At 57.3% G+C, this 26,098-nt stretch carries 22 protein-coding genes and 1 pseudogene; 18 read left to right on the forward strand and 5 right to left on the reverse strand.

The features are described 5' to 3' along the window. The first annotated feature begins 33 nt into the window (after positions 1–33). From PG897_RS06030 to iolB, 6 genes are all read left to right on the forward strand, one after another. Complete coding sequence (locus PG897_RS06030) at positions 34–1,905, forward strand: DUF294 nucleotidyltransferase-like domain-containing protein (protein ID WP_270828789.1); 1,872 nt, start codon at positions 34–36, stop codon at positions 1,903–1,905. Positions 1,906–2,054: 149 nt separating this feature from the next. Further along, entirely contained in the window at positions 2,055–2,636 is a 582-nt protein-coding gene (locus PG897_RS06035) for a 3'-5' exonuclease (RefSeq protein ID WP_185378083.1), read from the forward strand. A 141-nt stretch (positions 2,637–2,777) separates the two neighbouring features. After that, positions 2,778–3,908 (forward strand): Gfo/Idh/MocA family protein, encoded by a 1,131-nt coding sequence (locus PG897_RS06040; RefSeq protein ID WP_043170884.1) that lies wholly within the window; start codon positions 2,778–2,780, stop codon positions 3,906–3,908. A 74-nt stretch (positions 3,909–3,982) separates the two neighbouring features. After that, positions 3,983–5,893, forward strand: coding sequence for a bifunctional 5-dehydro-2-deoxygluconokinase/5-dehydro-2-deoxyphosphogluconate aldolase (locus PG897_RS06045; RefSeq protein ID WP_195879269.1), 1,911 nt, complete (start codon positions 3,983–3,985; stop codon positions 5,891–5,893). A 31-nt stretch (positions 5,894–5,924) separates the two neighbouring features. Continuing rightward, positions 5,925–6,815 carry a myo-inosose-2 dehydratase gene (gene iolE, locus PG897_RS06050; protein ID WP_043170885.1) on the forward strand — a complete coding sequence of 297 codons (891 nt, stop codon included), beginning with the start codon at positions 5,925–5,927 and terminating at the stop codon, positions 6,813–6,815. Positions 6,816–6,865: 50 nt separating this feature from the next. Further along, on the forward strand, positions 6,866–7,696 hold the full coding sequence (iolB, locus tag PG897_RS06055; RefSeq protein ID WP_043170886.1) for a 5-deoxy-glucuronate isomerase: 831 nt from the start codon (positions 6,866–6,868) through the stop codon (positions 7,694–7,696). A gap of 270 nt (positions 7,697–7,966) precedes the next feature. Here iolB and PG897_RS06060 read toward each other — a convergent pair whose 3' ends face one another. Next, a complete protein-coding gene (locus PG897_RS06060; RefSeq protein WP_270828790.1) occupies positions 7,967–9,175 on the reverse strand; it encodes a tyrosine-type recombinase/integrase in 1,209 nt (402 codons plus the stop codon). Positions 9,176–9,916: 741 nt separating this feature from the next. On the opposite strand from PG897_RS06060, the gene PG897_RS06065 reads away from it, so the two are divergent. From PG897_RS06065 to PG897_RS06105, 9 genes and pseudogenes are all read left to right on the forward strand, one after another. Then, a complete protein-coding gene (locus tag PG897_RS06065) occupies positions 9,917–10,687 on the forward strand; it encodes a LuxR family transcriptional regulator (RefSeq protein ID WP_042009218.1) in 771 nt (256 codons plus the stop codon). Between the two features lie 230 nt (positions 10,688–10,917). Then, on the forward strand, positions 10,918–11,436 hold the full coding sequence (gene hcp1 / locus PG897_RS06070) for a type VI secretion system effector Hcp1 (protein WP_010634822.1): 519 nt from the start codon (positions 10,918–10,920) through the stop codon (positions 11,434–11,436). A 186-nt stretch (positions 11,437–11,622) separates the two neighbouring features. Continuing rightward, positions 11,623–11,862 carry a hypothetical protein gene (locus tag PG897_RS06075; RefSeq protein WP_226009464.1) on the forward strand — a complete coding sequence of 80 codons (240 nt, stop codon included), beginning with the start codon at positions 11,623–11,625 and terminating at the stop codon, positions 11,860–11,862. Positions 11,863–11,872: 10 nt separating this feature from the next. After that, a pseudogene (locus PG897_RS06080) lies at positions 11,873–13,783 on the forward strand (type VI secretion system Vgr family protein); the annotation flags it as partial. Positions 13,784–13,975: 192 nt separating this feature from the next. Further along, positions 13,976–14,656 carry an ADP-ribosyltransferase gene (locus tag PG897_RS06085; RefSeq protein ID WP_226014520.1) on the forward strand — a complete coding sequence of 227 codons (681 nt, stop codon included), beginning with the start codon at positions 13,976–13,978 and terminating at the stop codon, positions 14,654–14,656. Continuing rightward, a complete protein-coding gene (locus PG897_RS06090) occupies positions 14,653–15,453 on the forward strand; it encodes a DUF4123 domain-containing protein (RefSeq protein ID WP_043171088.1) in 801 nt (266 codons plus the stop codon). Before PG897_RS06085 ends, PG897_RS06090 begins: the two co-directional genes overlap by 4 nt. Beyond that, entirely contained in the window at positions 15,453–17,405 is a 1,953-nt protein-coding gene (locus tag PG897_RS06095; protein WP_043171089.1) for a T6SS phospholipase effector Tle1-like catalytic domain-containing protein, read from the forward strand. Before PG897_RS06090 ends, PG897_RS06095 begins: the two co-directional genes overlap by 1 nt. Then, positions 17,405–18,103, forward strand: coding sequence for a DUF2931 family protein (locus PG897_RS06100; protein ID WP_043171090.1), 699 nt, complete (start codon positions 17,405–17,407; stop codon positions 18,101–18,103). The genes PG897_RS06095 and PG897_RS06100 overlap by 1 nt, the downstream gene beginning before the upstream one ends. A gap of 187 nt (positions 18,104–18,290) precedes the next feature. Then, the gene (locus PG897_RS06105; protein WP_043171091.1) at positions 18,291–18,992 is read left to right on the forward strand and encodes a DUF2931 family protein; all 702 of its coding nucleotides are present in this window, start codon (positions 18,291–18,293) and stop codon (positions 18,990–18,992) included. Between the two features lie 128 nt (positions 18,993–19,120). Here PG897_RS06105 and PG897_RS06110 read toward each other — a convergent pair whose 3' ends face one another. Continuing rightward, positions 19,121–20,005: a LysR family transcriptional regulator gene (locus PG897_RS06110; protein ID WP_065018142.1), complete on the reverse strand. Its 885-nt coding sequence runs from the start codon at positions 20,003–20,005 to the stop codon at positions 19,121–19,123. Positions 20,006–20,114: 109 nt separating this feature from the next. On the opposite strand from PG897_RS06110, the gene budA reads away from it, so the two are divergent. Further along, positions 20,115–20,894 (forward strand): acetolactate decarboxylase, encoded by a 780-nt coding sequence (gene budA, locus PG897_RS06115; protein ID WP_043171093.1) that lies wholly within the window; start codon positions 20,115–20,117, stop codon positions 20,892–20,894. A gap of 27 nt (positions 20,895–20,921) precedes the next feature. After that, positions 20,922–22,592 (forward strand): acetolactate synthase AlsS, encoded by a 1,671-nt coding sequence (gene alsS, locus PG897_RS06120; protein ID WP_043171094.1) that lies wholly within the window; start codon positions 20,922–20,924, stop codon positions 22,590–22,592. A 100-nt stretch (positions 22,593–22,692) separates the two neighbouring features. On the opposite strand, the gene PG897_RS06125 is transcribed toward alsS, so the two are convergent. Together PG897_RS06125 and PG897_RS06130 are read right to left on the reverse strand one after the other, a co-directional pair. Next, a complete protein-coding gene (locus tag PG897_RS06125) occupies positions 22,693–23,271 on the reverse strand; it encodes a DJ-1 family glyoxalase III (RefSeq protein WP_043171096.1) in 579 nt (192 codons plus the stop codon). Between the two features lie 33 nt (positions 23,272–23,304). Further along, the gene (locus PG897_RS06130; protein WP_042009230.1) at positions 23,305–24,252 is read right to left on the reverse strand and encodes a ketopantoate reductase family protein; all 948 of its coding nucleotides are present in this window, start codon (positions 24,250–24,252) and stop codon (positions 23,305–23,307) included. Between the two features lie 357 nt (positions 24,253–24,609). Here PG897_RS06130 and PG897_RS06135 point away from each other — a divergent pair, with 357 nt between their 5' ends. Next, entirely contained in the window at positions 24,610–25,092 is a 483-nt protein-coding gene (locus PG897_RS06135; protein WP_005303589.1) for a YajQ family cyclic di-GMP-binding protein, read from the forward strand. Positions 25,093–25,194: 102 nt separating this feature from the next. Here the strand turns inward: PG897_RS06135 and PG897_RS06140 are convergent, their stop codons facing one another. Then, positions 25,195–26,037: a nucleoside-specific channel-forming Tsx family protein gene (locus PG897_RS06140; protein WP_005303585.1), complete on the reverse strand. Its 843-nt coding sequence runs from the start codon at positions 26,035–26,037 to the stop codon at positions 25,195–25,197. Positions 26,038–26,098: the final 61 nt, after the last annotated feature.

The raw sequence follows: 26,098 nt of genomic DNA on the forward strand, positions 1-26,098 counted from the left end.
TCCCTATTTGTAATATCTGGAGATAGTATTCCCATGTCGTTGGACCAATCCCTGTTGCCAAATATTTGCCACTTTCTTTCCTCCACAGACCCGTTCGATCTTTTGCGAGAGTCCGAGTTGAATTTGTTGGCGGGACAGATTGAGATCTCTTATTGGTCTGCGGGGGAGGTATTGCCAGGTGAGCGCATCGTAGGGAAGGGGCTTTTTGTCGTGCGCGCCGGCGCACTTGAACAACGCTATCCAGATCAGAGTTTACGTGCCCGTTTGGGCAGTAGTGATCTGTTCGGATTCAGCCAGCTCGAACGGGAAGGTGATTGCGACTATCAGGTCATAGCGATCGAGCCTGCCCTTATCTACTGTATTCCGAAGCCGGTGCTCTATGAGGTAATGGAGCAGAATGACTCACTCAAAGAGCATTTTGCCGAGGCGGAACACCGGCGCCTGGCTTCTGGACAGCGGCGTGATCGTCCCTCCGATGAGGTGCTTTTTTCTCTTCAGCCGGTTTCAGTTATGGTCAATCGTAAGATGGCGGTGGTATCGCCGGAAACATCCATACATGAGACCGCAATGGTGATGGTTCGTGAGCATAGATCCAGTGCCTTGATCATGGAGGGAGGAGCCTTGCTTGGTATTGTGACCGATAGAGACATGACCAAACGGGTGATCGCTCAGGGGTTGCAATTTGATCAGCCGATCAGGTTGGTAATGAGTTGCAACCCATGCACGATTGACAGTAAGGCCCCCTTGATACAGGCGATGGAGCTGATGATGCATCATAACGTGCGAAGCTTGCCCGTCATTGAGCAGGGGCGGATATGCGGGGTGTTGACGGCAACCAGTCTGGTACAGCGCAACCAGGCTCAGGCGGTATTTCTGATCAGTCGTATCTATCGGCAGGAGTCGGTGGCTGGGTTACAAACACTTGGTGTGCAGCGCCAAGCTTTATTTGAGGCCCTTGTTGAAGGGGGGGTACAGGCTGGGCGCATAGCCCAGATAATGACCCTCATTGCTGATGCCATTACTCGTCGACTTTTGCAATTGGCGGAGCGGGAGCTAGGGACACCACCATGCAGTTATGCCTGGATGGTTGCAGGTTCTCAAGCCCGCGGCGAGATGCATCCTTTCTCTGATCAGGACAATGCGCTGGTCTTGTCCCGTGAGGTTCAAGGAGAGGAACGGGAGTATTTTCGCCGTTTGGGGGAGTGGGTTTGCTACGGCTTGGCGGAATGTGGCTACCAACTCTGTCCCGGTCATATGATGGCATCCAACCCCGCCTGGTGTATGAGCCTTGATGCATGGTTGGCGCGTTATCGGATGTGGATTGCCAAGCCGGAGACCGAAGCATTGCTGCATGCCAGTGTCTTTCTGGATCTGCGTGCTCTCTATGGTGATCCCTCTTTAGTCAGCCGTTTGCAAGCCGGATTGGGGCGGCTCATTGGTAGTCATCCGCGTTTTTTGACTGTATTGGTGGCAAATTCTCTACGGGTTAGCCCGCCTCTTGGCCTGTTTCGCCAGTTTGTGCTGGCGAGAGATGGCGAGAATCGCAGTACCCTCAACATCAAGAAGCAGGCGATCAATCTGGTGGTTGAGCTAGCCAGAATCTATGCCTTGGCAGCAGGCAGCAGTGCAAGTGAAACCGCGACTCGGCTAGCTGATGCGGTGGCGGGTGATATTATCAGTGAGGGAAGCCGCAAGGAGCTGCTGGAAGCTTTTGAGTTTCTCAATCAGGTCCGTTTTCGACACCAGATCGATGCTATGCGGCAGGGAGCCGCACCCAGTAACGGTATTGTACCAACCAGCCTCAGCCAGTTTGAGCGCAATCACCTCAAAGATGCTTTTCGTATCATTGCACGTACACAGGAAGCCGCAGGCCAGCGCTTTCATGCCTCAGGAATATTGCGATGATAAGCTCTTTGCTGCGTTGGCTCGATCCCCTTTCAGCCCTCGAACGTCGGCGCTCAAGGGCATTGGCCAGATTTGGTCATGAGCCTCTGGTACGTCCGCTGTTGGCCCACTCTCTCCCTAAGGCCAGCGCCGATCCTTGGCAGTTACCTATGCTGGTACTGGACATGGAGACCAGCGGATTGAATCCAGCACAGGATCGTATTCTCTCAATGGGGTGGATACCCATTGTCGATGGAACACTGCGTCTTGGTGAGTCTTGCCACTACTATCTGGCTGCTGAAACGGTAAGCGCCGAGAGTTCGGTGATCCATCATATAACCCCTCAGGCTTTGCACGGTGGGCTTGATGAACGGGATGCCCTCTCCAAGCTGCTCGAGGCAATAACAGGGCGACTGTTGGTAGCCCATGGTGCCGCCATTGAACGACGCTTCCTCGGGGCACTGTTGGCTCGTCATTGCGGTATTGAGCATGAATTGCCACTGCCTTGGCTCGATACGTTGGCTCTGGAGAGATCGCTGCTTCGCAACCGGCAGGTGCCAAGGGCTGATTACAGGCTCAGTGAAATCCGCAAGCGCCGCGGTTTACCCCCTTATCTTGCTCATAATGCGCTAGCCGATGCCGTGGCGACCGGCGAGTTGCTTTTGGTCCAGATGAAAGAAATCCTGGCGGGTCAGCCGCGTGTTCTGGGGCCCCTCTATCGGCGAGTTCATGTCAATGGCATGAGGATATGAGCTGATAGAAACAAAAATTTCGCTCAGATCACAAAACGAACTTTTAATTTCATTTATTCTCTCAATTGAAACGTACATTCCGTACCAGAATGGCATGAAATGAGATCCGGCCCTGTGCCGGTCAGAGCAGGAGAGGAGTTTATGACACAGGTTCGCATTGGTCTGATAGGAACAGGTTATATCGGCAGGGCTCACGCAATCGCTTTTTCCCAGGCCCCCACCGTGTTCCCCCTCAAGGGGGAGTTGGTGTGTGAGATGGTGGCAGAGATTACCCCTGAGCTGGCAAAACAGAGGGCACAGGAGTTTGGTTTTCGACGCTCGACCGGTGACTGGCGTGCTCTGGTCGCTGATCCGGCTATCGATGTTGTTGATATCTGCTCACCCAACCATCTGCACAAAGAGATGGCGCTGGCGGCCATTCGTCACGGCAAGCATGTTTACTCGGAAAAACCCCTGGCGCTGTGTGCCGCCGATGCCCGCGAGATGGTTGAAGCCGCCAAATTGGCCGGGGTCAAGACGTTGGTCGGTTTCAACTACATGAAAAATCCCACCGCAACCTTGGCTCGCGAGATCATCGCCAGCGGTGAGATTGGCGAAGTGGTGCATTTCTACGGTACCCATAACGAAGACTACATGGCTGATCCGCAAGCGCCCATCCATTGGCACTGTTTCAAGGAAACCGCTGGCTTGGGGGCGCTTGGCGATCTTGCCGCTCATATCGTCAACATGGCCCATTATCTGGTCGGTGATATAGAGCAGGTATGCGGGGATCTGCAGACGGTTATCACCCACAGGCCAGAGCGTGCAGGCGCCACTACCCTGGTGCCCGTCGAGAATGAGGATCAGGCCCATGCCATGGTGCGGTTTGCGACGGGTGCTCGCGGCCTTATCGAAACCTCTCGCATCGCGTGTGGCCGCAAGATGGGGCTCAGTTACGTGGTTACCGGCACTAAAGGGACCCTCTCTTTCACTCAGGAGCGAATGGCCGAGCTCAAGCTCTATCGCCATGATGACCCTGTCGCTCGCCAAGGCTTCAAAACCATACTGGTGGGTCCTGCTCACACCGATTATGCCCCCTTCTGTGGTGGCGCCGGACATGGCATAGGGTTCAACGATCAAAAAACGGTGGAGGTTCGCGATCTGGTCGATGCCATCGCCACCAATGGTTCCCTTTGGCCGGATTTCGAGGAGGGATGGAAGGTTTCAAGGGTGCTGGACGCCATTGCTTTTTCCCATGCCCATGCTCGCTGGGTTGATGTCAGCGAATGCTAGGTGGCGCAGTGCCCATTTTCCCGTGGCCGCTGTGGCGGATCACTGCTCCCGAGGGAGCCAGCTTGGAGCTATGTATGATCAATAACAAGAAACTCGATCTGATTTGCCTGGGACGGGTTGCCGTGGATCTGTATGGACAGCAGATTGGTGCGCGACTTGAGGATATGGGCTCATTCGCCAAGTATCTGGGGGGATCGTCAGGTAACGTGGCGTTTGGTACGGCACGTCTGGGCCTTAAATCCGCAATGCTTGCCCGGGTGGGAGATGAGCATATGGGCCGTTTCCTGCGCGAAGAGCTTAATAGAGTGGGGTGTGATACCAGCCATCTCATTACGGATCGGGAGCATCTCACCGCGCTGGTGATCCTGGGCATCAAAGATCAAGAAACATTTCCTCTGGTTTTCTATCGTGATAACTGTGCCGATATGGCGCTTACCCGTGCCGATATTGACGAGGGATTCATCGCCTCCGCCCGTTGCCTTGCTATTACGGGTACCCATCTCTCCCATCCCAAGACCCGCGATGCGGTGCTTACCGCGCTCGATTATGCCCGCCAGCACGGGGTCAAGACCGCCATCGATCTCGATTATCGCCCGGTATTGTGGGGGCTGACTTCTTTAGGGGATGGCGAGACCCGTTTCATCGCCAATGAACAGGTCACCGCCCGGTTGCAGGAGGTACTTGGGCAGTTCGATCTTATCGTCGGTACGGAAGAAGAGTTTCATATAGCTGGAGGGTCAACGGATACCATCAAGGCACTGCGCCGGGTACGTGAGCTGACCGGGGCTGAGTTGGTATGCAAGCGCGGTCCACTTGGCTGCTCTGTATTTACAGGCGAGATCCCGGACTCGCTGGATCAAGGGATCACCGTCCAGGGGGTTCGCGTCGAAGTGCTTAACGTGTTGGGCGCTGGCGATGCCTTCATGTCGGGTTTGCTACGTGGTTATCTCAATGGTGAAGGGTGGGAGCGCGCTTGCGCATACGCCAACGCGTGTGGGGCTCTCGTCGTCTCACGTCATGGTTGTGCTCCCGCAATGCCGACAGCCATCGAGCTTGATAATTATCTGGATCGCTCAGCCGAGGTGTTGCGTCCTGATCTGGATCCACACCTCAATCACCTGCACCGTGTGACAACCCGTGCCAGTCAATGGGGCGAGTTGTGTGTCATGGCTTTTGATCATCGCAGCCAGTTTATCGAGATGGCCCGCGAAGCTGGATCCTCGCTCGATCGCATTGCCCCCCTGAAGCAACTTATCTATCGCGCCAGTTGTGAGGCCGTGGATATCGCAGGGCTGACTGGGAAGGCAGGTTTGCTGTGCGACAGCACTTTTGGTCAAGGTGTGCTCAATGCGGTTACCGGTCGTGGCTGGTGGATTGGGCGTCCTATCGAGTTGCCGGGGTCCCGTCCACTGGCTCTCGAGCATGGCAATATCGGTACGCAACTGGCCAGTTGGCCTCTCGAGCATGTGGTCAAGTGCCTTGTTTTTTGCCATCCGGAGGATGAGGCCGCACTGCGCTTGGAGCAAGAGCGTATGGTGCAAGAGGTCTATCGTGCCTGCTGTGAGAGTGGCCATGAGTTGTTGCTTGAGGTGATCCTGCCGGTGGACATGGCTCGTTGCGATCAGCTCTATATCAGAGCTGTACAGCGATTTTACAACCTGGGGGTCAAACCTGATTGGTGGAAGCTCCCCCCGATGGGACGCCAGGGTTGGCAAGCGCTCGAGCAGGTGGTCACCGAACGTGATCCCTATTGTCGCGGGGTTGTCTTGCTCGGTTTGGACGCACCGGAGGCCGAGTTGGCGGCGGGTTTCGCCGAAGCCGCATGCAGTCCCTTGGTAAAAGGATTTGCAGTCGGGCGCACTTTGTTTGGTGCCCCTTCACGGGCCTGGCTTGCCGGTAATATCACTGATGAGCAACTGGTTGGCCAGGTCCGGGACAACTACCTGCGTCTGATCGCCCTGTGGCGTCAGCGCACAATGCAATGATTGGAATGTGACACTTCAAAGGAGCATAAGCATGACTGTACAACTCGGAATCAACCCGCTGACCTGGACCAATGACGATCTTCCCTCGCTCGGCGCTGACACACCTCTTGAGACCTGTCTGCGTGAAGGCAAGCAGGCTGGTTTTGCAGGTTTTGAACTGGGTAACAAATTTCCTCGTCAGGCGAGTGTGCTGGGGCCGATTTTGGCGCGCCATCAACTCAAACTGGTTTCTGGTTGGTACTCTGGTGAGTTGCTGAGCCGCAGCGTTGAAGAGGAAATTGCTGCGGTACAGGATCACCTGACCCTCCTGCGCGAGCTTGGTTCCAACGTCATGGTGTTTGCCGAGGTAACCGGTTGCATCCATGGTAACCAGCAGATGCCGGTACACCTGCGCCCTACCTTTCCTGCAGATCGTTGGGAGGAGTACGGCCGCAAGTTGACTGAATTTGCCCGTTATACCTTGAGCCAGGGGGTAAAAATCGCGTATCACCACCACATGGGAACCGTCATCGAAACCGAACAAGACATTGATAACCTGATGCGCCATACCGGCGATGAGGTCGGGTTGTTGCTCGACACAGGCCATCTGACTTTTGCTGGCGCTGATCCGGTGGCTGTGGCAAAGCGTTGGGCTCATCGCATCAACCATGTGCATTGCAAGGATGTCCGTGCCAAGGTGCTGGCAGATGTGAAAAATCGCAAGTTGAGTTTCCTGAACGCGGTATTGGCTGGTGTGTACACGGTACCGGGAGATGGCTGTGTTGATTATGGTGCCCTGTTCCCGATCTTGAAGGCAAATGGCTATCAGGGTTGGCTGGTCGTTGAAGCAGAACAGGATCCGGCTATTGCCCATCCTATGACCTATGCCTCCATGGGCTATCAGAACTTGCATCGTTTTGCGCAGAATGCAGGGCTTATCTGACCATATGGCGCGGCGGGGGAGGCCTCGCCGCGTCTTCAAAGGAGATTGGCATGTCTAAACTCTTGTCCCGCCATCACTCTCCGGATGGACAGGGCAGAACGCAGTGCATCACTCCAGCGTCTGCTGGCTGGCATCATGTGGGCTTCGAGGTTTATGAGTTGGCGGCGAGCCAGCGTATCGAGTTCGCTGCGAGTGAGGATGAACTCTGTCTGGTGCTGGTGGCAGGCATTGCGACCATCTCGACACCTCATGCCCGTTATCCGCGTATAGGTGAACGGATGAGTCCGTTTGAGCGGAAAAAGCCTTGGGCGGTGTACGTCACTCGTGGTGATAGTTGTTGTGTGGTGGCTGAAACACCATTGGAGCTTGCCGTATGTCGGGCGCCTGGCAAGGGGTCTACACAGTCACGGTTAATTCGGCCGCAGGATATTGGGGCCGAGGCGCGGGGGCGCGGTAACAACCGCCGTTTTGTACACAACATTCTGCCTGACACAGCGCTTGCCGACAGCTTGCTGGTGGTGGAAGTGTTTACCGAAGAGGGCTGCACCAGCTCCTACCCGAGCCATAAACACGATACCGACAATGTGCCTGATGAAACCTATCTGGAGGAGACCTACTACCACAGGATCAATCCTCCCCAAGGCTTCTGTTTCCAGCGAGTTTATACCGATGATCGCTCCCTCGATGAATCGATGGCTGTTTACGACAAGGATGTGGTCATGGCGCCCAGAGGTTATCACCCGGTCGCCACGTTGGCAGGTTACGATAACTACTATCTGAATGTGATGGCAGGGCCGGTGCGAAAATGGCTGTTTAGCTGGGAGGCTGACCATCAGTGGATCAATACAGAGTCCTATGCGCATACCAAGTCATCTCAATAACATCAATTTGTGTGGTTGAGCCTTTTATTATGATACCTGAGTGATTCAATTACTTATTTTTTTGTATTTTTGGTTTGGTGAGAAAGAAATAATTCGGAAAACAGTCCTTGTTTCCTACGTCAGGGTTCGGCTGAAGGCTGCCATCGATATGTTTGAAGTTAAACAGGCTCAGAAGCGGTCCGAGCACTGGTTTGGCAAGATGCCAGCAACGGCTAAGAAAAGCTAAAAAAAGAGCATAGAAAGAAGCGGCCTTGGTGGGCCGCTTCCTTCTTATTCAGTTGGTGAATTACCGGATACAAACTCAGCCCACGCATCCATCATTGGACGTCGCTGATCCAGCAAGTCCGTGCGGTGGTAGGCGGCTTCTACCTTGTTCTGCACTGTGTGAGCTAATGCTCGTTCAGCGAGATCCCGCGCATAGCCCTGCTCGCTGCACCAGTCTCGAAAGCTAGAACGAAAGCCATGAGCAGTGGCCATTCGGCCAGGTGTGCAACTCCCTGCTTTGGCTCTTCTCAGAAACATCGTCAACACTGTGTCTGAGAGCGGTACTTGGTCTCTGGGGGATGGGAATACCAACTCGTCATGTAATCCCCTTAACCCTTTCAGGATTTCGACGGCACGAAGAGATAACGGAACACGATGTTGTTGTTTGGCTTTCATACGCTCGGCAGGCAAAGTCCAGACCCTTGCCTCCAAATCGACTTCTGACCACTTCATGGCTCTGACTTCACCTGAACGGCAAGCAGCCAGGATCAAGAACTCCAGCATGGAGCGGGTTACATCGTACTGTTGCGTTGTTCTCAGATGTTTTTGCACAAATGCAGGGATATCACGCCAAGGCATCGCAGGCTGGTGTTCTACCCGCACAGACTTGCTGGGTTGTGCCGGTAGTAAATGACCCACCACATCTACTGGGTTTGCAGAGGTATAGCCGTGAGCCCATGCCCAAGCCATCACTGCGTGTAGGCGCTGCTTAACACGGCTTGCTGTTTCCGGGATCGTCAGCCATATCGGTTGCAGAACTGAAGCGATATGAGCTGGGGTTATCGCATCAATGGAGATAGCGCCAATGGTAGGAAAGGCATATTGCTCCAATGTGGTGATCCATTGCTTACCGTGTTTGGGGTTCTTCCAACCTGGTAGCAAGCTTTCGTAGACCAATCTGGCAGATGCTTCCAACGTCGGGATCTTCGGCTTGTTCTGCTCCTGCAGTCGGACCTCTAGCGGATCCAGGTTATTCGCCAGCTGTTCCCGCATTGCCTGTGCGTCTCGAGCTGCATCAGCGATGGATATCTCGGGGTAAGTCCCGAGGCCTGCATTCCGCCGTTTCTTTGTCAGTGGGCTGACATAGCGGAATACCCACTTGCCTCTGCCCTTGGCGGTAGAAGGGTGTAGCGTCAAGCCTGTAACGCCACCGTGAGCAAGGGGTTTATCTTCCGGCTTGATGTTACGAGCTTTAGTATCGGTGAGGATTGCCATCAGGGAACCTCCTTGAGAATTGAATATGCCACGCAGTATGCCACCAAGCATGCGCAGTGGTAATATGTGATTGGGATGGATTGGACAATGCTTGGCTCTAACTTACTGATAGTAAATGGCGTGTTGGGTTTGCGTGGAGTTGATTGGACTTGATTGCGGCGGGCACCTCCTCCGCCATTTATTGAGCCAAAAAGGCCATCCGAAAGGATGGCCTTTTTGCTATTCAAATCCCCGCTGTCATTCCGCCTCTGACTGGGCAAGCCATCTTTATTCACGTTTTTCAGGCCGTTGGCCAAGGCTGACGCTTGCGATTTTCCTGCCTGTTTGCTCGCGTTCATTGCGAGACTATCACCGGGCAACCAGCGTCTTGATCGTCTCCGTTGGCCCTGATATTCGCACAGTTCGGTGGGGATCCCGTCTCGCTGGCTCATCCGCCACAACTTGGACTCCTTCTGCAGCTTGATGCAGGAAGCGTAGAGGACTGTTGGTCCGCCGGTGAGAGGTCAGCCATGACGAATGTTGCAATGATTAACATCCGTAGGAGTCATGACTGGTCGCTGGTGGAACAATCTTGTTCTTCTGTAGCATTTCATTACAAAAATTACGGTTCGATAGCATAAAGTGTGGGGCAGTTCTGATTTTCCTGTGTGCCGGGGTGTGTCATCTATTGACGCTTGTTAACATTCAGTATGTTTCCATGTTTGGCCACCTTATCTTGTGCATGATCCTCATACCCCGGAAATGAATACCCTGCACGCGCTGGAGCTTATCGGTCAGTTCGAGACGGCGGCTGACGAGCGCGCCATCGTGACCCTGCTGCGCGAACTGAGCGGCCGCATGGGATTCGACTATTTTCGCCTTGCCCTGATCTTCCCCAGCACCATCCAGCGTCCGGACGTCATCATCTTCAACGGTTGCCCACAGGCCTGGGTGGATACCTACACCGGCAGCGGCTTCTTTGCCATCGACCCCATCGTCAAGTGCGCCATGACCAGAAGCACGCCCATTCTCTGGGCCGATGTGGTGAACGATGATGAGCGTTGTAATGAACAGGGCCGGGAGGTGATGCAGCTGGCCAGCGAGTACGGCATTCGCGACGGTATCACCCTGCCCTGGCACGGTGCCAACGGCCATGTCGGCCTGCTCTCCTTTATTACCAGTACGCCTCGTACCAGCCAGCAATGGCTCTCTGCGGTGCCCTTTATCAGCTGGCTCTCCATGCATATCTTTGAGGCGGTGGCCCGGGTCTGTCTGGCGGGGCAGTCACCGCACGATGCGTTGAGTTTGCGGGAGCTGGAGGTGTGTCGCTGGGCGGCGGAGGGCAAGCAGGTGAGCGATATTGCCCAGATCCTCGGGATCACGCCCCGTACCGTGACGTTTCATCTGAACAATGTGGTCAACAAGCTGGGGGCGAGCAGCAAGAGCCAGGCCATCTCATGGGCATTGAAACAGGGGATGGTCAGGTTGAACGTGGAGATGGCGCTGGTGGCCAATGTGGATGAGGAGCAGTGATTCTGTTTGTGGCAAGCAACTCGTTGCGTAGATGGCAAGATGTTCCACTGCATGTGCAAGAATTTATGGTGCAATAACCTGCTGGTTGCAACTTTTTGCGCCACGCATCAGGCCGGCTTGCTTGATTGTTAGTTAATGCTTTGAAAAATATGGATAAAAAAGAGTGGCATGGTCGCTGCTAACTGGTTCGGTCGAGTGTCATTACCGTTCAACCAATCAGGAGCATACTCATGCCAACTCCATGTTATATCAGCATCGAAGGTAAAACCCAGGGCAATATCACCGCCGGTGCCTTCACTTCCGATTCCGTCGGCAACATCTTCGTGCAGGGCCACGAAGACGAGATGCTGGTACAAGAGTTCCAGCACGTCGTCACCGTACCGACCGATCCGCAATCCGGTCAGCCTGCTGGTCAGCGTGTCCACAAGCCGTTCAAGTTCACCGTGGCCCTGAACAAAGCCGTGCCGCTGATGTACAACTCCCTGGCCTCCGGCGAGATGCTGCCGAAAGTGACCCTGAAGTGGTACCGCACCTCCGTCGAGGGCAAGCAGGAGCACTTCTTCTCTACCGTGCTGACCGATGCCACCATCGTCGACATCGACTGCCAGATGCCGCACTGCCAGGATCCGGCAAAGTCTGACTTCACCCAGCTGATCCAGGTCTCTCTGGCCTATCGCAAGATTGACTGGGAGCACACTGTTGCCGGTACTTCCGGTGCGGATGACTGGCGCGCACCGATCGAGGCCTAATTCTCGATCTCTGATTGCCGTTATTCCTTGTAGTGCACCCCATGGCCTGGTGATGGCAGTGTCAGCTGTCGTCAGGCCAGTGCAAGCTTTCTCCGACCCGTTCAGCTGGATGCGGTCGGAGCTTTTGTGTTTTGCCATATGGCTGCGAGCCGACCTTATTGCAAAGCACAACAGAGGCCAGTCATCATGTGTTCCACCATTGCATCGTCCGGTGACATGCTCACCGATCAGGATGGGATTCCCCCATCGACAGTTGCCAGAATCGATGGCAAGCCGCTGGCCCCTTACGATAAATCCGACAATTCCCTCCGTCCGCACAGCATCTCTGGTCGCCTGCGTACTTTACGGTGTGGCGGCCACCCCATCACTGTGACTGGCACCGTCATTGGCGTGGTGATTGGCTCGGGCAGCGGACAGGCAGGTTAAGGAGCGCTTCATGGCAGACAGCACAGGATTACAATTTACCGTCAAGGTGGGGGCCCTGCCCGAGAGCACCTTCGTGGTGGCGGAGTTTGCACTGGATGAGGCGCTCAACCGCCCGTTCAACCTGCGCCTGGAGCTGGCAAGCGCCCAGCCCGACATCGACTTTGGCGCCGTGCTGGACCAGCCGTGCGAGTTGCTGGTGTGGTACAACGGCGAGCCGCAGCGGCGGGTGTGCGGGGTGGTCAGTGACTTCGCGCAGGGTGACAGCGGTTTTCGCCGGACCCGCTATCAGCTTCTGGTGCAGCCGGCGCTGTGGCGGCTGTCACTTCGCCAGAACTCCCGCATCTTCCAGGCGCAAAAGCCCGATGAAATCCTCAGCATCCTGTTGCAAGAGCACGGCATCACCGACTATGCGTTTGCGCTGAAAAACGAGCACGCCAAGAGGGAATACTGCGTTCAGTATCGGGAGAGCGATCTCGATTTCGTGAACCGCCTCGCTGCCGAAGAGGGGATGTTCTACTTCCACGAGTTTGAAGCGGGCAAGCACCGCATCGTGTTTGCCGACGACGCAGCCGCCCTGACCGCCGGCCCCGAGCTCTTCTTCAACCTCGGTAACCGCTCGCTGGAGCAAGGCCCCTATGTGCGCCAGTTCCACTACCGGGAGGTGGTACGCCCCTCGGATGTGGAGCTCAAGGACTACAGCTTCAAGACCCCCGCCTACGGTCTCTCCCACAAGAAACAGGGCGCAGAGCTCGAGCATCAGCGCGACACCTACCAGCACTTCGATTTTCCAGGTCGCTATAAAGAAGACCCGAGCGGCAAGGCCTTTGCCCAGCACAGGCTCGATGCGCTGCGCAACGATGCGGTGGCGGGCCAGGCTAAGTCCAACTGCGCCGCCTTGCAGCCGGGGCAGACGTTTTCCCTCACCGAACACCCCAACGGCAGCCTCAACACCGATTGGCAAATCGTGCGCATCCAGCACACCGGCTTGCAGCCGCAGGCGCTGGAAGAGGAGGGGGGCAGCGGCCCCACCGTCTACCACAACGAGTTCGGGGTGGTGAAAGCCAGCACCACCTGGCGAGCGCGCATCGGCAGCCCGGAAGCACCCCACAAGCCGATGGTGGATGGCCCGCAAATCGCCATGGTGGTGGGCCCCGAAGGGGAGGAGATTTACTGCGACGAGCACGGCCGGGTCAAGCTGCAGTTCCCGTGGGACCGCTACGGGTCGAGCAACGACCAGAGCTCCTGCTGGGTGCGAGTATCGCAAGGTTGGGCGGGTGGTCAATACGGCATGATGGCCATCCCGCGCATCGGCCACGAGGTTATCGTGAGTTTCCTTGAAGGGGACCCGGATCAGCCCATCGTGACGGGTCGCACCTATCACGCCACCAACCGGCCGCCGTATGAGTTACCGGCCAACAAGACCCGCACCGTGCTGCGTACCGAGACCCACCAGGGTGAGGGTTTCAACGAACTGCGCTTTGAGGACCTGGCGGGGCAGGAAGAGGTTTACATCCACGGCCAGAAAGACCTGAATGTGCTTATCGAGAACGACGCGGCCTGGCATATCAAACACGACGAGCATCGTGACATCGACAATGAGCGGGTGACCCGCATCAAGGCCAACGACCACCTGACGGTGGAGGGTGAGAAGCGCGACCAGATAAAGGCCGACTACTCACTGACGGTCGATGCCAGCCTGCACCAGAAGTTGGGGCAGTCCCTGCTGGTGGAGGCGGGCTCCGAGGTACACCACAAGGCGGGCATGAAGATAGTGATGGAGGCAGGGGCCGAGCTCACCCTCAAGGTGGGCGGCAGCTTTGTGAAGCTCGATGCCAGCGGCGTTACCCTCAGTGGCGGCTCCATCAAGATGAACTCGGGCGGCAGTCCGGGTTCAGGTTCCGGCTGGGATGGCAAGGCTCCCGTTCTACCAGGTAATGTCGAGGTGCCAACACCACCACCAGCAACGTTACCAGCCCCGGCCATCCACAAGAGCATGGAGTCCATGGCGCCGCTGGCCAAGCCTTGTCCAGCAGCCCCGCCACCTGTGCCCCCTCCGCCTGCCGGGGGGCCACCGGCTCCACCGCCCGCTCCACCCCAGCTTTCCGGAGGCCCAATGGTGCCACCGCCGCCGCCACCTGTTGCGGTCAAAGGGGAAGGCAAAAAGCCGGCAAAGAAGTGGGCGACGGTAGAGATATCCAAAGCGGATGAAGCACTCAGATACTATTCGGCGCAGGGGTACACATTGCTCAATAACTATTTGCGTGATCGCCCCTACAAGCAGCGAGAGGCCATCGATACCCTGCTTAGTCGCAGCTATTTGAATGATGAGCCGACATCTACGGGTGAATTTGATAAGGCAATGAAGGCCTATGTTGCCGATGTGGAGGCTGGTCTGGCCAAATTGCCGGCCTCACCTGAGTTGTCTTTCGTCTACCGGGGGCTGGCGCTGGACAAGCCGGAGCTTGCAGCCCTGAAAGAGCAGTTCACCGGGGTGGGCAATATCGTTGTTGAGCCAGGATTCATGAGTACCTCACCGGACAAGGCCTGGGTCAACGATACCTTGTTGAAGATCCGCTTGCCTGCCGGTCATGGTGGCCGTCTGCTGGGAGACGCTGCGCACTTCAAGGGCGAAGCTGAGATGCTGTTTCCGACGCAGACCAGGCTAAGGGTCGATCGAGTAGTTTCCTCCACGAGCGGTGATTTCGATACCTTGCTCAATACGATCCCAACCTCTGACAATGCATCGGATAACCGCAGCAGGATCAAGCGACTGATTGAGGTTTCCGTATTATGACGTTATTTGATTGGCTCGCTGGCGAGCAAGCGGGTGAGAGGTATGCCGTCATCGATGGAGCCCAGGCAGAGTCAGCCGTGGCGGATTTCTATACCTATGATGGAGAGAATGCCAATCCACTTTTTGCCGGTACCGCTTTCGATGAGCACTCTGCGTTGGGGCCTTGGTTGCTGCCTGCCCCTTCCACTGAGTTCATGATGGCCAATCCCGCTCTGAGCGGCTTCTACCTGATCAGCGACCAATCAGTGGAGCTGATCCGCCGCCATTGGCAGAGTCTGATAGAAGCGATACGCGAGGGAGAAGCAGTCTGGTTTCGTTTCTCTGACCCACGCATTTTCCTGCCCATGCTCAGCGCCATGACCCCTGATGAACGCGATAGTGTGCTGGGGCCCTGTTCCGGGCTCTGGATCCATGGCAAGGCCTTCGCTCGCACGCCTCATGCCCGGTTCCAACCCGCATTGCAAACCCCCTGGTTTCATATCCGGCCTCATCATCTGGCTGGACTCTACGACGAGAACCGTCATGCCTACATCTTGCGGCGGCGGTTATGGCAGACCATGACGGCTATGATGGAGCGCCATCCTGACCCGGCCGGGACCATTTTACCCACACTCAAACTGGCCAATCAGGATGGGCTGCAAGAGGATGTGCTCGATGGTGTGGTGGCTGGCGCCTTGGCCTTGCAGGCCAATCTGGCTCTTGAAGAGATACGGGGGCCATTGATGCTGACCGACGATGAACTGGTTCAGGTAGCCAACTGGCTGAACAAACATCACGAATTGACAGGAGCATCCTGATGGCGGCAGATCCCCACTGTATCCCTTGCGAACGTTATGATAACTGGGTAGAGGTAGACATTCGCGATGAGCACAACCGTTCGTTCAAGGGGCTCAAGGCCACTTTGACTGACGAAACCGGCAAGTCAGAGACAGTCACCCTGAAGGATGGACCCACTCTGGTGCGAGGTTTTGCAGTTGGTCCGGTGACAGTAAAAATCGAGACGCCAGCTTGGCTCAAGGCGGCGCAGTCCCGTGAGGCCCTCAAGGAGGGTGAGACTACACAGGTACCCGCCTATACAGACAAGTTATTCGGGCACTGCGACGTCAAACGAGAGCATATCAAGGTGACCACCGGTGACCTTTGTCTCACCGAGCCAGAACAGCCACTGCCGAAAGGGCATCAGTCAGGACAAGCCCAGCCTCCCCGTTTTTTCACCAAGCACTCCTACGTGATTGAGGTGAAGGGGTATCGGCTGAATATCCTGCGTATCGGTGTGTTCTTTGATGGCACGGCCAACAACACCTTCAAGCACAGGGAAGGGAAAAGTGCATTGGAGACAGCCTTGGCGCAATGCAGCCCGGAAGAGCAACAAGTATTGCTGGAACAGTGTTTTGAAGGGGCGTTACCTGATGGCTTGAATAACAGCGAGAAAAACGACGTCACCAATGTTGGCAAAGCCCATGACTTGTATCTTCCCCCAAGCAAACGCTCTCCTATCGTGAAGGTTTATGTTGAGGGGATAGGCACGACCCAAGGTGAGGATGATACCAGCTTGGGTCTTGGTGCGGATAAAGGTAATACCTCCAGCGCCTCACGTGTCGAACAGGCTTGTCGTACTCAGATTGTTGCGGAGATAAAAGAACAACTTGAAAGCATATTGCCCACTATTGAGTGCATTCATAAGGTCGAGTTCGATGTGTTTGGCTTTAGCCGGGGCGCCTCTGCTGCTCGCCAGTTTGTAAACCGTATCGATAAGAAAGGGGACCACCCACTGGTGGAGGCCATGGCTGCTGACCCCGATATTCCCTTGAAGGCGGGCTTTGACTGGGCCAGTCGCGATGATGTGCGTATTCAGTTTGTCGGGTTGTTTGATACCGTGGTCAGTTCCTATCTGTGGGGTAAACGTAATGTGACGCTGGCCCCTGACTGTGCCGAGCGGGTGGTGCATATCGTGGCGGCTGATGAGTGGCGTTATCACTTTGACTTGACCCGTATCACTGACGATGCAGCAGGCACCGCGATTGCGGACGGTTTTACCGAGGTCATTATTCCTGGCGCTCACTCCGATATTGGTGGAGGCTATTACAGCCGCTGGAGCCTGCGTGATCCTAATGCGGTATCCCCGTTAATTACAGAAAAGTGTGTGATCGCAACTTTCAATTCCGATGCGATGCCATACGTCAATCCAACCGATGCCCAATCATATCGAGATGCCCTTGCCTATGCCAAAATGCGGGCTGGACAAGGCTGGGGCAAAGGCGTTGTGTCCCTAGCTAGCCATCGTGATACAACTCAACTTGGCTATTTGAATGTGCGTCCTAGGCCACTGGGGCCGATCACGGGCAGTCAATCAGGGGGCCATAGGAACATCTGCGTCGATGTGGTGCTGCACCGGGTGGTGGAGGGGGAATATTCACGTATACCGCTGCACATGATGGTAGAAGCGGCGCGGGATGCAGGTGTGCCTTTTAAGACGTGGATATCACAAGGTGACAATGCCTACCGTTTGGATAGCGCACTTTCGTATCCCACAGTGAACTTGGCCAAACTCGATGAGCTATGGGTTGATGTGGCCAAACGGCGCGGAGAGGTGATCAACTTGGCTCGTAGTTTACCTGGCGAGCTGTACCAAAAGTTGCGGCTAAGTTATTTGCACTACAGCGCTGACACTGGACTGGTAAACACACCCAACAGGGTTGGTGACAAAGAAATCCGTAAGCTGACTGGCAATGATAAGGGAGGTTATTAATGCGCTGGATACTCTTACTGCTGCTGTTGCCATTAGTCGCAGCCTGTCAAGCAGCTCCCACAGGCCCCAAACAACTGGACTGGCGCCATATGGTAGGATCCAATGCTGATGAAATATGGGTGACGGAGGTGCTTTTTTATCGTCAGGGACAATTGGTAGATGCCTCAACCAACGGATCGTCGAGTCGCGTTGATGCAGAATCACTTCGTGCAAGGGACTATCGCTGGTTGATAACTGCTGGTCGCCGAGATATTCACCCCGCCCCCGATCGGGTAGAAGTGGAGTGGATTTCATTCCACGATAAAAAGCGCTATCGCATTAGCCTGGCCTTGCCAGCAGAGCTGGAACGCATGATTGCGCAACCTTATCGCATCAAAGTGAGGGATGAGTCGCGTGAAGTACGCCGAGATAACATTGGCTTAGGTATGGCCACCGGTGGTTATGTGGAGGCGTTTTTAACCAACGCCAAAGTGAAGCCTGATATCTTGCTGGCCAGGGGGATTGCTAACGAAATTCAAACCTCGCAAGACAAGGAAAATCCTGTCACCAAAGTATACAAAGAGTGGTTTGACGATTTTGATAAAGCATACGGTGATGCCTATCAACAGTATCCTACCCCCAGTGGTATGGACTGGGCACCTATCATGGATGCCTATCGTACCGCCCAACCCAAGACGGATACCGACCCAGTAAGGTAATACCATGGAGGTTGAAAGTGCCGGCTAAGGGTACCAAGCCAACATCACCAGATATCTTCCCGCGACAGCTCACGCCAGAGGAGATTGAAGCGCTTCGCCAAGACATGCGCCGCCGATATATTGACAATATGAAGGTGCTCGAGAGCATGAGTCTCTTCCATCTAGAGCAGGAAGTACCAACAAAAAGATGAAATATATCGTTGTATTGTTGTGGTTCTGCCTGTCATTGATGACCAATGCGGCGCCACAACCTTTGCCTAAATTTGCTTGGCGTTATGGTTCGGGCAGCAATATAGACCTTACTAAGAACACCAAGACGGAGTTCTATCTTGGAGGGAAACTGGTTTATGCCGACAGCTTGGCTGGAGGCGGGGCTGGAGGTTTATTTACCGACAGAATCAAGGGACATCGTTATTATTGGGCGGGCGGTGGAGGCCTGCCTACCGATGGCGTTTCCATCCCCGATAAAGCTGTGATTGAGTTGGTTTCCTTCCATGATCGCAAGCGCTACCGCATCAAGGTGGATTTACCTACCGATCTAGAGCAAAAAATGCGTCAGGTGTATTTAGTCGAAGGACGTTACGATAGACGAAATCGCCTCTATTTTGGTTTGGCTCCTGGTGGTTATTTCGAAGTCATGTTAACCGGGGGGGGATTACAACTCAGCCCTGATCTACTGCTCGCCCGTGGTATTGCCGAAGTTGTGACCGATGATTGGTATGACCAGAAAGTACCGATAGCACGCCAATATGGTATGGATGATTTCGACAAGAAATATGGTGAGCTATTCAAGCAATACCCAGTTCCTAATGGAATGGATTGGGCTCCCATCATGGATGCCCACCGTGCAGCCCAACCCGTCACCGATGTGAATCCTGTGGCTGAATAACGATTCTGTTTCATCTTGGCCAGCGATAAAGGTGAGTTGAATTACTCAGTGGGCCAATATTTTTACACAGTGCAATACAGCCCTAATGCCCCCATCAGCTTATGCCGATGGGGGTTTTTGTTTGTCTTTCAATGGTGGCCGGGGATCAGCCCAATCAGATGCTGCAGGCTTTTTTGACGGGGATGGCGGCGGGTGGCGAGGCTGATGCGGGTGGTGAGCGGTTCGGCGGCGATGGGGTGATAGCTGACGCCGTGGGGGTGCAGCTCGCTGACCGAGCGCGGGATGATGGCGACCCCGAAGCCGGCCTGCACCATGCCGACGGTAGAGATCACCTGCGGGCTCTGGCTGCCGAGGCGGGGGCTGAAGCCGGCCCGCTGGCAGCGCTGGGTGATGGCGTCGTGCAGCCCGGGTCCGAGCTCGCGGGGGAACAGGATGAAGGGATCCTGTGCCAGCGCCTCGATGGGGATGGCGCCACTGCCGGCCAGCGGATGGTGCAGGGGGAGGGCGATCAGCATCTCCTCCTCGTCGATGAGGTGGTGGGCCAGTGCCGAGCTGCTGCTGCAGGGCAGGCGCAGGATGGCGGCATCCAGCTCCTCGCTCACTAGGTCGCGCACCAGGTTGGGCATGCTGTTCTCGATGGGGTGCAGGCTGACCTCCGGCCAGGCCTGGCGAAAGTCGTGGATGAGTTGCAACACGCTCGGGTGCAGCACGGTGGAACCGGCAAAGCCGAGGCGCAGCGAACCCAGCTGGCCGCGAGCAATGCGTCTGGCCTTCTGCATGGCCTGCTCGGTCTGCGCCAGTATCCCCTTGGCATCCTGATAGAGGCTCAGCCCCGCCTCGGTCAGCTCCACACTGCGGGTCAGCCGGTGAAACAGCGGCGTGCCCACCTCCTGTTCGAATTTGCGGATCTGCTGGCTGAGCGGCGGCTGGGCCATGCCCAGCGCCTCGGCGGCGCGGGTGAAGCTCTGTTTGTCTGCCACGGCCACCAGGTAGCGCAGGTAACGGAATTCCATATCTGGTACGTCTCGAAGCTGATGGGTTTGGATATTGGTATCAAATTGTGATCTTGGTCACTATTGAATCCTGATTTGCCAACCTAACAGGATTGGAGGTGAAATCCAAATGGAAACCAATTCATCATGTGACTGCGCCATCGAGATCAGCCAGCAGTTTGCTCGCTGGCAGGCTCGCCAGGGGGGCGGCGAGGTCTACCAGAGTTCCCTGATGAGCGCACTGCTGGCGGGGGTTTATGAGGGGGAGACCACCATGGCCGACCTGTTGCGCCACGGTGACTTCGGCCTCGGGACCTTCAACCGGCTCGACGGCGAGCTGATTGCGTTCGAGCGCCAGATCCACCAGCTCAAGGCTGACGGCTCGGCCCGTCCGGCCAAGGCCGAGCAGAAGACCCCGTTTGCGGTGATGACCCACTTTCGCCCCTGCCTGCAGCGCCGCTTCGATCATCCCCTGAGCCGCGAGGAGATCCACCAGTGGGTGGACAGGTTGGTGGGCACCGACAACGTCTTCGTCGCCTTTCGGCTCGACGGCCTGTTCGAGCAGGCGCAGGTGCGCACCGTGCCCTGCCAGCATCCCCCCTACAAGCCCATGCTGGAGGCCATCGAGGCCCAGCCACTGTTCTCGTTCAGCCAGCGGCGCGGCACCCTGGTCGGTTTTCGTTGCCCGCCCTTCGTGCAGGGGATCAATGTGGCGGGCTATCACGAGCACTTCATTACCGAGGATCGTCGGGGCGGCGGCCATATCCTCGACTACGCCATGGGCCACGGCCAGCTGCAGCTGTCGGTGGTGCAACACCTCAACATCGAGCTGCCTCGCAATCCGGCCTTTCAGCAGGCCGACCTCAATCCCGCCGATCTGGACCGCGCCATCCGCGCCGCCGAAGGCTGAGCCCTTCGCTTAACAAGGAGTGACATCATGGAAAATCAACACTGGGCCTGTGGGGCCGAACTGGTGGTGCGCCATCTGGAGGCGCAGGGGGTCAAGCAGGTATTCGGCATTCCCGGGGCCAAGATAGACAGAGTATTCGATGCGCTGGAGGACTCTTCCATCGAAACCATAGTGGTGCGTCACGAAGCGAATGCCGCTTTCATGGCTGCCGCCGTCGGCCGGCTGACCGGCAAGGCCGGAGTGGCGCTGGTGACCTCGGGCCCGGGTTGCGCCAACCTCATCACGGGCCTTGCCACCGCCACCTCGGAAGGGGATGCCATGGTGGCGCTGGGCGGTGCCGTGCGGCGGGCCGATGGCCTCAAGCTGACCCACCAGAGCCTGGATACCGTCAGCCTGTGCCGGCCGGTCACCAAGTTCAGCGCCCAGGTGGGCACCGGCTCCGCCCTCTCCGAGGTGATGGCCAACGCCTTTCGCAGCGCCGAGCTGGGGCGGCCCGGGGCGGCCTTCGTCAGCCTGCCGATGGACATCATCAACGAGCCGACCGACGGCGCCATCCTGGTGCCGAGCGCCATCCCGGAGCCGGGAGCGGCCGACGAGAGCGGCATCGATCGGGCGCTGAGCCTGCTGGCGCGGGCTCGCAAGCCGGTGGTATTGCTCGGCCTGCTGGCCAGCCGGCCGGAGAACTCTCTCGCGGTGCGCGCCTTCCTCGACAAGAGCCGGTTGCCGGTGACCGGTACCTATCAGGCGGCGGGGGTGGTGGATACCCACCATTTCGATGACTTCGCCGGACGGGTGGGGCTGTTCAACAACCAGCCGGGGGACAAGCTGCTGCAGGATGCGGATCTGGTGATCTGCATCGGCTACAGCCCCATCGAATACGATCCCGTGTTGTGGAACGGCACCGGCGAGCGCCAGTTGCTGCACATCGATGCGCTGCCGGCGGAGATCGACAGCAGCTACTGCCCGGCGGTGGAGCTGGTGGGCTCCATCAGCGCCAACCTGGCGCGGCTGACCCGGATGCTGCATCAGCCGCTGGCGCGGGACCCGGCCATTACTGCCCTACTCGGCGAGATCCGCGCCCAGCGCCATCAACTCGCCGAACATGCCGGCCGGCTGGGGGGCACCCCCATCCATCCGCTGCGCATCGTCAAGGAGCTGCAGGACATCATCGGGCAGGACATGACCCTGTGCGTGGACATGGGCAGCTTCCACATCTGGATTGCCCGCTACCTCTACAGCTTCCGGGCCCGCCAGGTGCTCATCTCCAACGGTCAGCAGACCATGGGGGTGGCGCTGCCCTGGGCCATCGGGGCTGCCATGGTGCGCCCGGGGGAGAAGATCATCTCGGTGTCCGGTGACGGCAGCTTCATGCAGTCGAGCATGGAGCTGGAGACCGCGGTGCGGCTCAAGTCCAACATAGTGCACATCATCTGGGTCGATAACGGCTACAACATGGTGGCGATGCAGGAGGAGAAAAAGTACAACCGCAGCTCAGGGGTGAGTTTCGGCCCCATCAACTTCAAGGCCTATGCCGAGTCGTTCGGGGCGGCCGGGTTTGCCGTCACCTGTGCCGAGGATCTGCGGGCGACCCTGCGCGCCGCCATGGCGGTGAGCGGGCCGGCGGTGGTGGCCATCCCGGTGGATTACAGCGACAACCACCTGCTGATGGAGCAGCTCAGGCCCGAAATGCTCAGTTAAGTTGGAGCTTAACCGGCAGACTGCTTGCAGTTCGCCTCAAAGCAGAGCGCCCCTTGCCAATTGGCAAGGGGCGCTCTGTCATTGCGAGAGGGCTATTTACTCAGGGCATGGGTGAGGAGGGGGGCAGCACCATGGGGCCGGCCACCGCACAGGCAGCCTCGTCACCGCGCAGCACCCGCACCAGCTCGAGGGCGAACTCGATGGCGGTGCCCGGTCCCTGGCTGGTGATGAGGTGATGGGCCTGGTCGGTCACCACCCGCGCGTGACTGAGCTGCGCCGCGGGCAGGCGGGCCTGAAAGCCGGGATGGCAGGTGGCGCGGGCTTCCCCCAGCAGATCGTGGTGCAGCAGCACCACGGCGGGGGCGGCGCAGATGGCTGCCCGCCAGCGCTGCGCTGCCACCTGCGCCTTGAGCAGGGCGATGGCGCGCGGCGTATCGCGGATAACCTCGCTGCCGGGCAGGCCACCCGGCACCACTATGGCCTCGAACTCCTGATCCGCCAGCTCGTCGAGGTGGCAATCCGCCACCAGCTGTACCCCGCGGGAGGCCCTGATCTGGCGCTGCCCGGCGGGGCAGCAGGAGGCCAGCACCACCTCGATGGCCCCGCGTACCAGGGTATCGACGATGGCGACCGTCTCTATCTCTTCCGACCCGGGGGCCACCAGTACCAGTACGCTCATCCGTTGCTCCTTGCATTGGCGAGCCCGATGGGCTCACTGCTTCTCTTTGATGGCCTGATAGAGACCCTGATTGACCGGCACCGCAATGCCGTGGCAAGCGGCCCGGGCCAGCAGGAAGCCGGTGATGGCCTCGATCTCGGTCTCGCGTCCCTGCTCCATGTCCTGATACATGGAAGAGTAATTGTCGGCGGTGAGCTCCACCACCGTCATGACCCGGCGCAGCAGCTCATCGCTGCCGGTGGGCTGGCCTTCGGCCTGCATCACGTCCGCCACTTCCACGCAAATCTGCTGCAGGGCATCGGCAAAGCGCGGGCCGGCCAGCTCGCCATTCTTGAGCTTGTAGAGCGCGGTGAGCGGGTTGATGGCGCAGTTGACCGCCAGCTTCTGCCACTGGCGCGCCTGGATCTGCTCATCCCAGCCAGCCTGGCCGAGGGCGGCCGCCAGCTCGTCCGCCAGAGCGGCATGGGCTCTGGCCGCCTCGTTGACCGGGCCGAGCCAGGTTTCGCCCTTGCCGGTGTGGCGGAACACGAAGTGGCCGCTCTGCATGGCGCCGTGGCTGGTGACCCCGGCGATGACCGGATTGTGTGGGAACAGCGCGACCACCTGCTCGGCGATCCCCATGCCGTTGTGCAGCAGCACGATGGGCACGTCGGTTGCCAGCTGGCCCACCAACGGGGTCAGCGCCTCGATGACCTGACCGGCCTTGGTCATCACCAGCAACCGCTGGATCTGACCCGGCTGGTCGACGAAGCCGCGCTCGATGTTGATGAGCTGGGTGTTGCCCTCCAGCGAGGTGAAGTCGATGCCGGGGTGCAGGGTGGCGCGGTGGCGCTCGCGCAGCAAGACGCGGGTGGACTGGCCGCTTTGAGTCAACAGGGAGGCAAACACACCGCCCAGGGCGCCGCAGCCCAGCAGGGTCCATTGGGGGGAGGGGGTGTGTCGACTGTGTGTCAGGTTGTAATCGCGTGATCCGCTTGGCATGGAGAGACTCAATCAAGGTAGGGGCTGCATTCCAGTCAACCACCTGCCGGGGATAAGTGAAGATGTCGCCTGGCGGACACCTGGAACGGGTTCATGATCTTGCTGCGAGGTCGTGATCAAGGCTTGTACGAGGCTTGCGCATGTGAAGCCGGAAGCCCATCTATTCATATACAAGCGGGCTTCTGCGCTGCGCCTCACCTGGCTTTCGACCTCTCGCGACAGATACTGAACAGGTTCTAACGGGTCTCGCCATTCCTGTGCGCAGGGGATTCTAGCAGAGCAGTCCCATCGAAATCAGCAAATTTGCCGTAATTCTGGTAGATTTGCCCCCTTATAGCGCAACATGAGGAGCCCACTATGCCGTCATTCGATATTGTCTCTGAAGTCAAAATGAACGAGGTGTTGAACGCCGTCGACAACGCCAATCGTGAACTGGCGACCCGTTTCGATTTTCGTGGTGTTGAAGCCAGCTTCGAGTTGAACAAGGAAGAGGTCAAACTGGAGGCCGATGCCGATTTCCAGCTCAAGCAGATGGTCGAGATCCTGCGCGGTGCCCTGCTCAAGCGCAACATCGAGAACAGCTCCATGGACGTGGGTGACAGCGTTCACTCCGGCAAGCGCTTCCACCTGACCGTGAAGTTCAAGCAGGGGATCGACAAGGAAGTTGCCAAGAAGCTGGTGAAGCTGATCAAGGATTCCAAGATCAAGGTGCAGGCCGCCATTCAGGGCGACGAGGTGCGGGTCACCGGCAAGAAACGCGATGACCTGCAGGAGACCATGGCGCTGGTGCGTGGCGCCGAGCTAGGCCAGCCGATGCAGTTCCAGAATTTCCGCGACTGATGGATGGCCGGGGAGGGCGTGGCTTTCCCTTTTAGCCGCCATCGAGCCATAAAAAAACCGGAGCAGCTGCTCCGGTTTTTTGTATCCCTGATACCCGTTCGATTAGAACTTGTAGGTAACGGAGAAGTAGTGGCTGAAGCCAGAGCTCTTCCACGGGGTACCGTCGTAGGCGGTGGAACCGTCTTTGGTGCCGTAGGCATCCATGAAGTACTTCAGGCCGTAACCGACGGCGTAGCGGTCGGAGTGCCAGTAGATACCGTGGAAGGTAGCCAGGTTGTCGCTGGTACGGTCAGCACGGTTGTGGGTGTCCAGGTCGAAGGCGTAGTCCAGGTAACCCTGATAGGAGACGAAGCTGCCGTTGCTGAAGGTGTAGAAAGGCTTGAACCAGTTCATGGCGAACCAGTAACCGTTCCACTCACCCTCTTCTTCGGTGAAGAACTGGTTTTCGGTGGCGTGACGAGCATACAGGTTCATGCCCACTTTGCCGAACCAAGGCACTTGTACATCAGCACCCAGACCGATCATGTTTTCCATCTGGTTGTCGCCGATGTTGTTCAGAGAGGCGATGTAAACCTCTTGCACCGGACCGAAGGAGAGATCTTTACCAGTCAGCGCATCCAGAGACATACGCGGCGCAAACTTCATGAACAGGTTCTGACCCTTGTGCTTGTCGCTGTGACGGGAGTCGAAGATATCGAAGACGTCGACGTAACCGTACAGGTCAAACAGGCCGGAGCGACCACCGAATTCCATTTCGAAGTAGGTGTCGTTGTAATCTTCAGCACCTGCAGTGAAAGGACGTTGGTCGATGGTGTGCATGACGTTGAACTGCATCCACTTGTAGTCGTTCTTGTGGATGTCACCGCTGTAGTCAGCAGCGAAAGCCGGGGTAGCGGCGGCAGCCAGCAGACCGGCACCGATCAGAGTCTTGGTAAATTTGGCCATTTTATTGGTCTCTTGTGCGTTAGTTGAGGTTTTCCGTAGCCTGCCCACAAGGAGCGGAAGG

The sequence above is a fragment of the Aeromonas sp. QDB20 genome (assembly GCF_027707805.1).
Taxonomy (GTDB): domain Bacteria; phylum Pseudomonadota; class Gammaproteobacteria; order Enterobacterales; family Aeromonadaceae; genus Aeromonas; species Aeromonas dhakensis.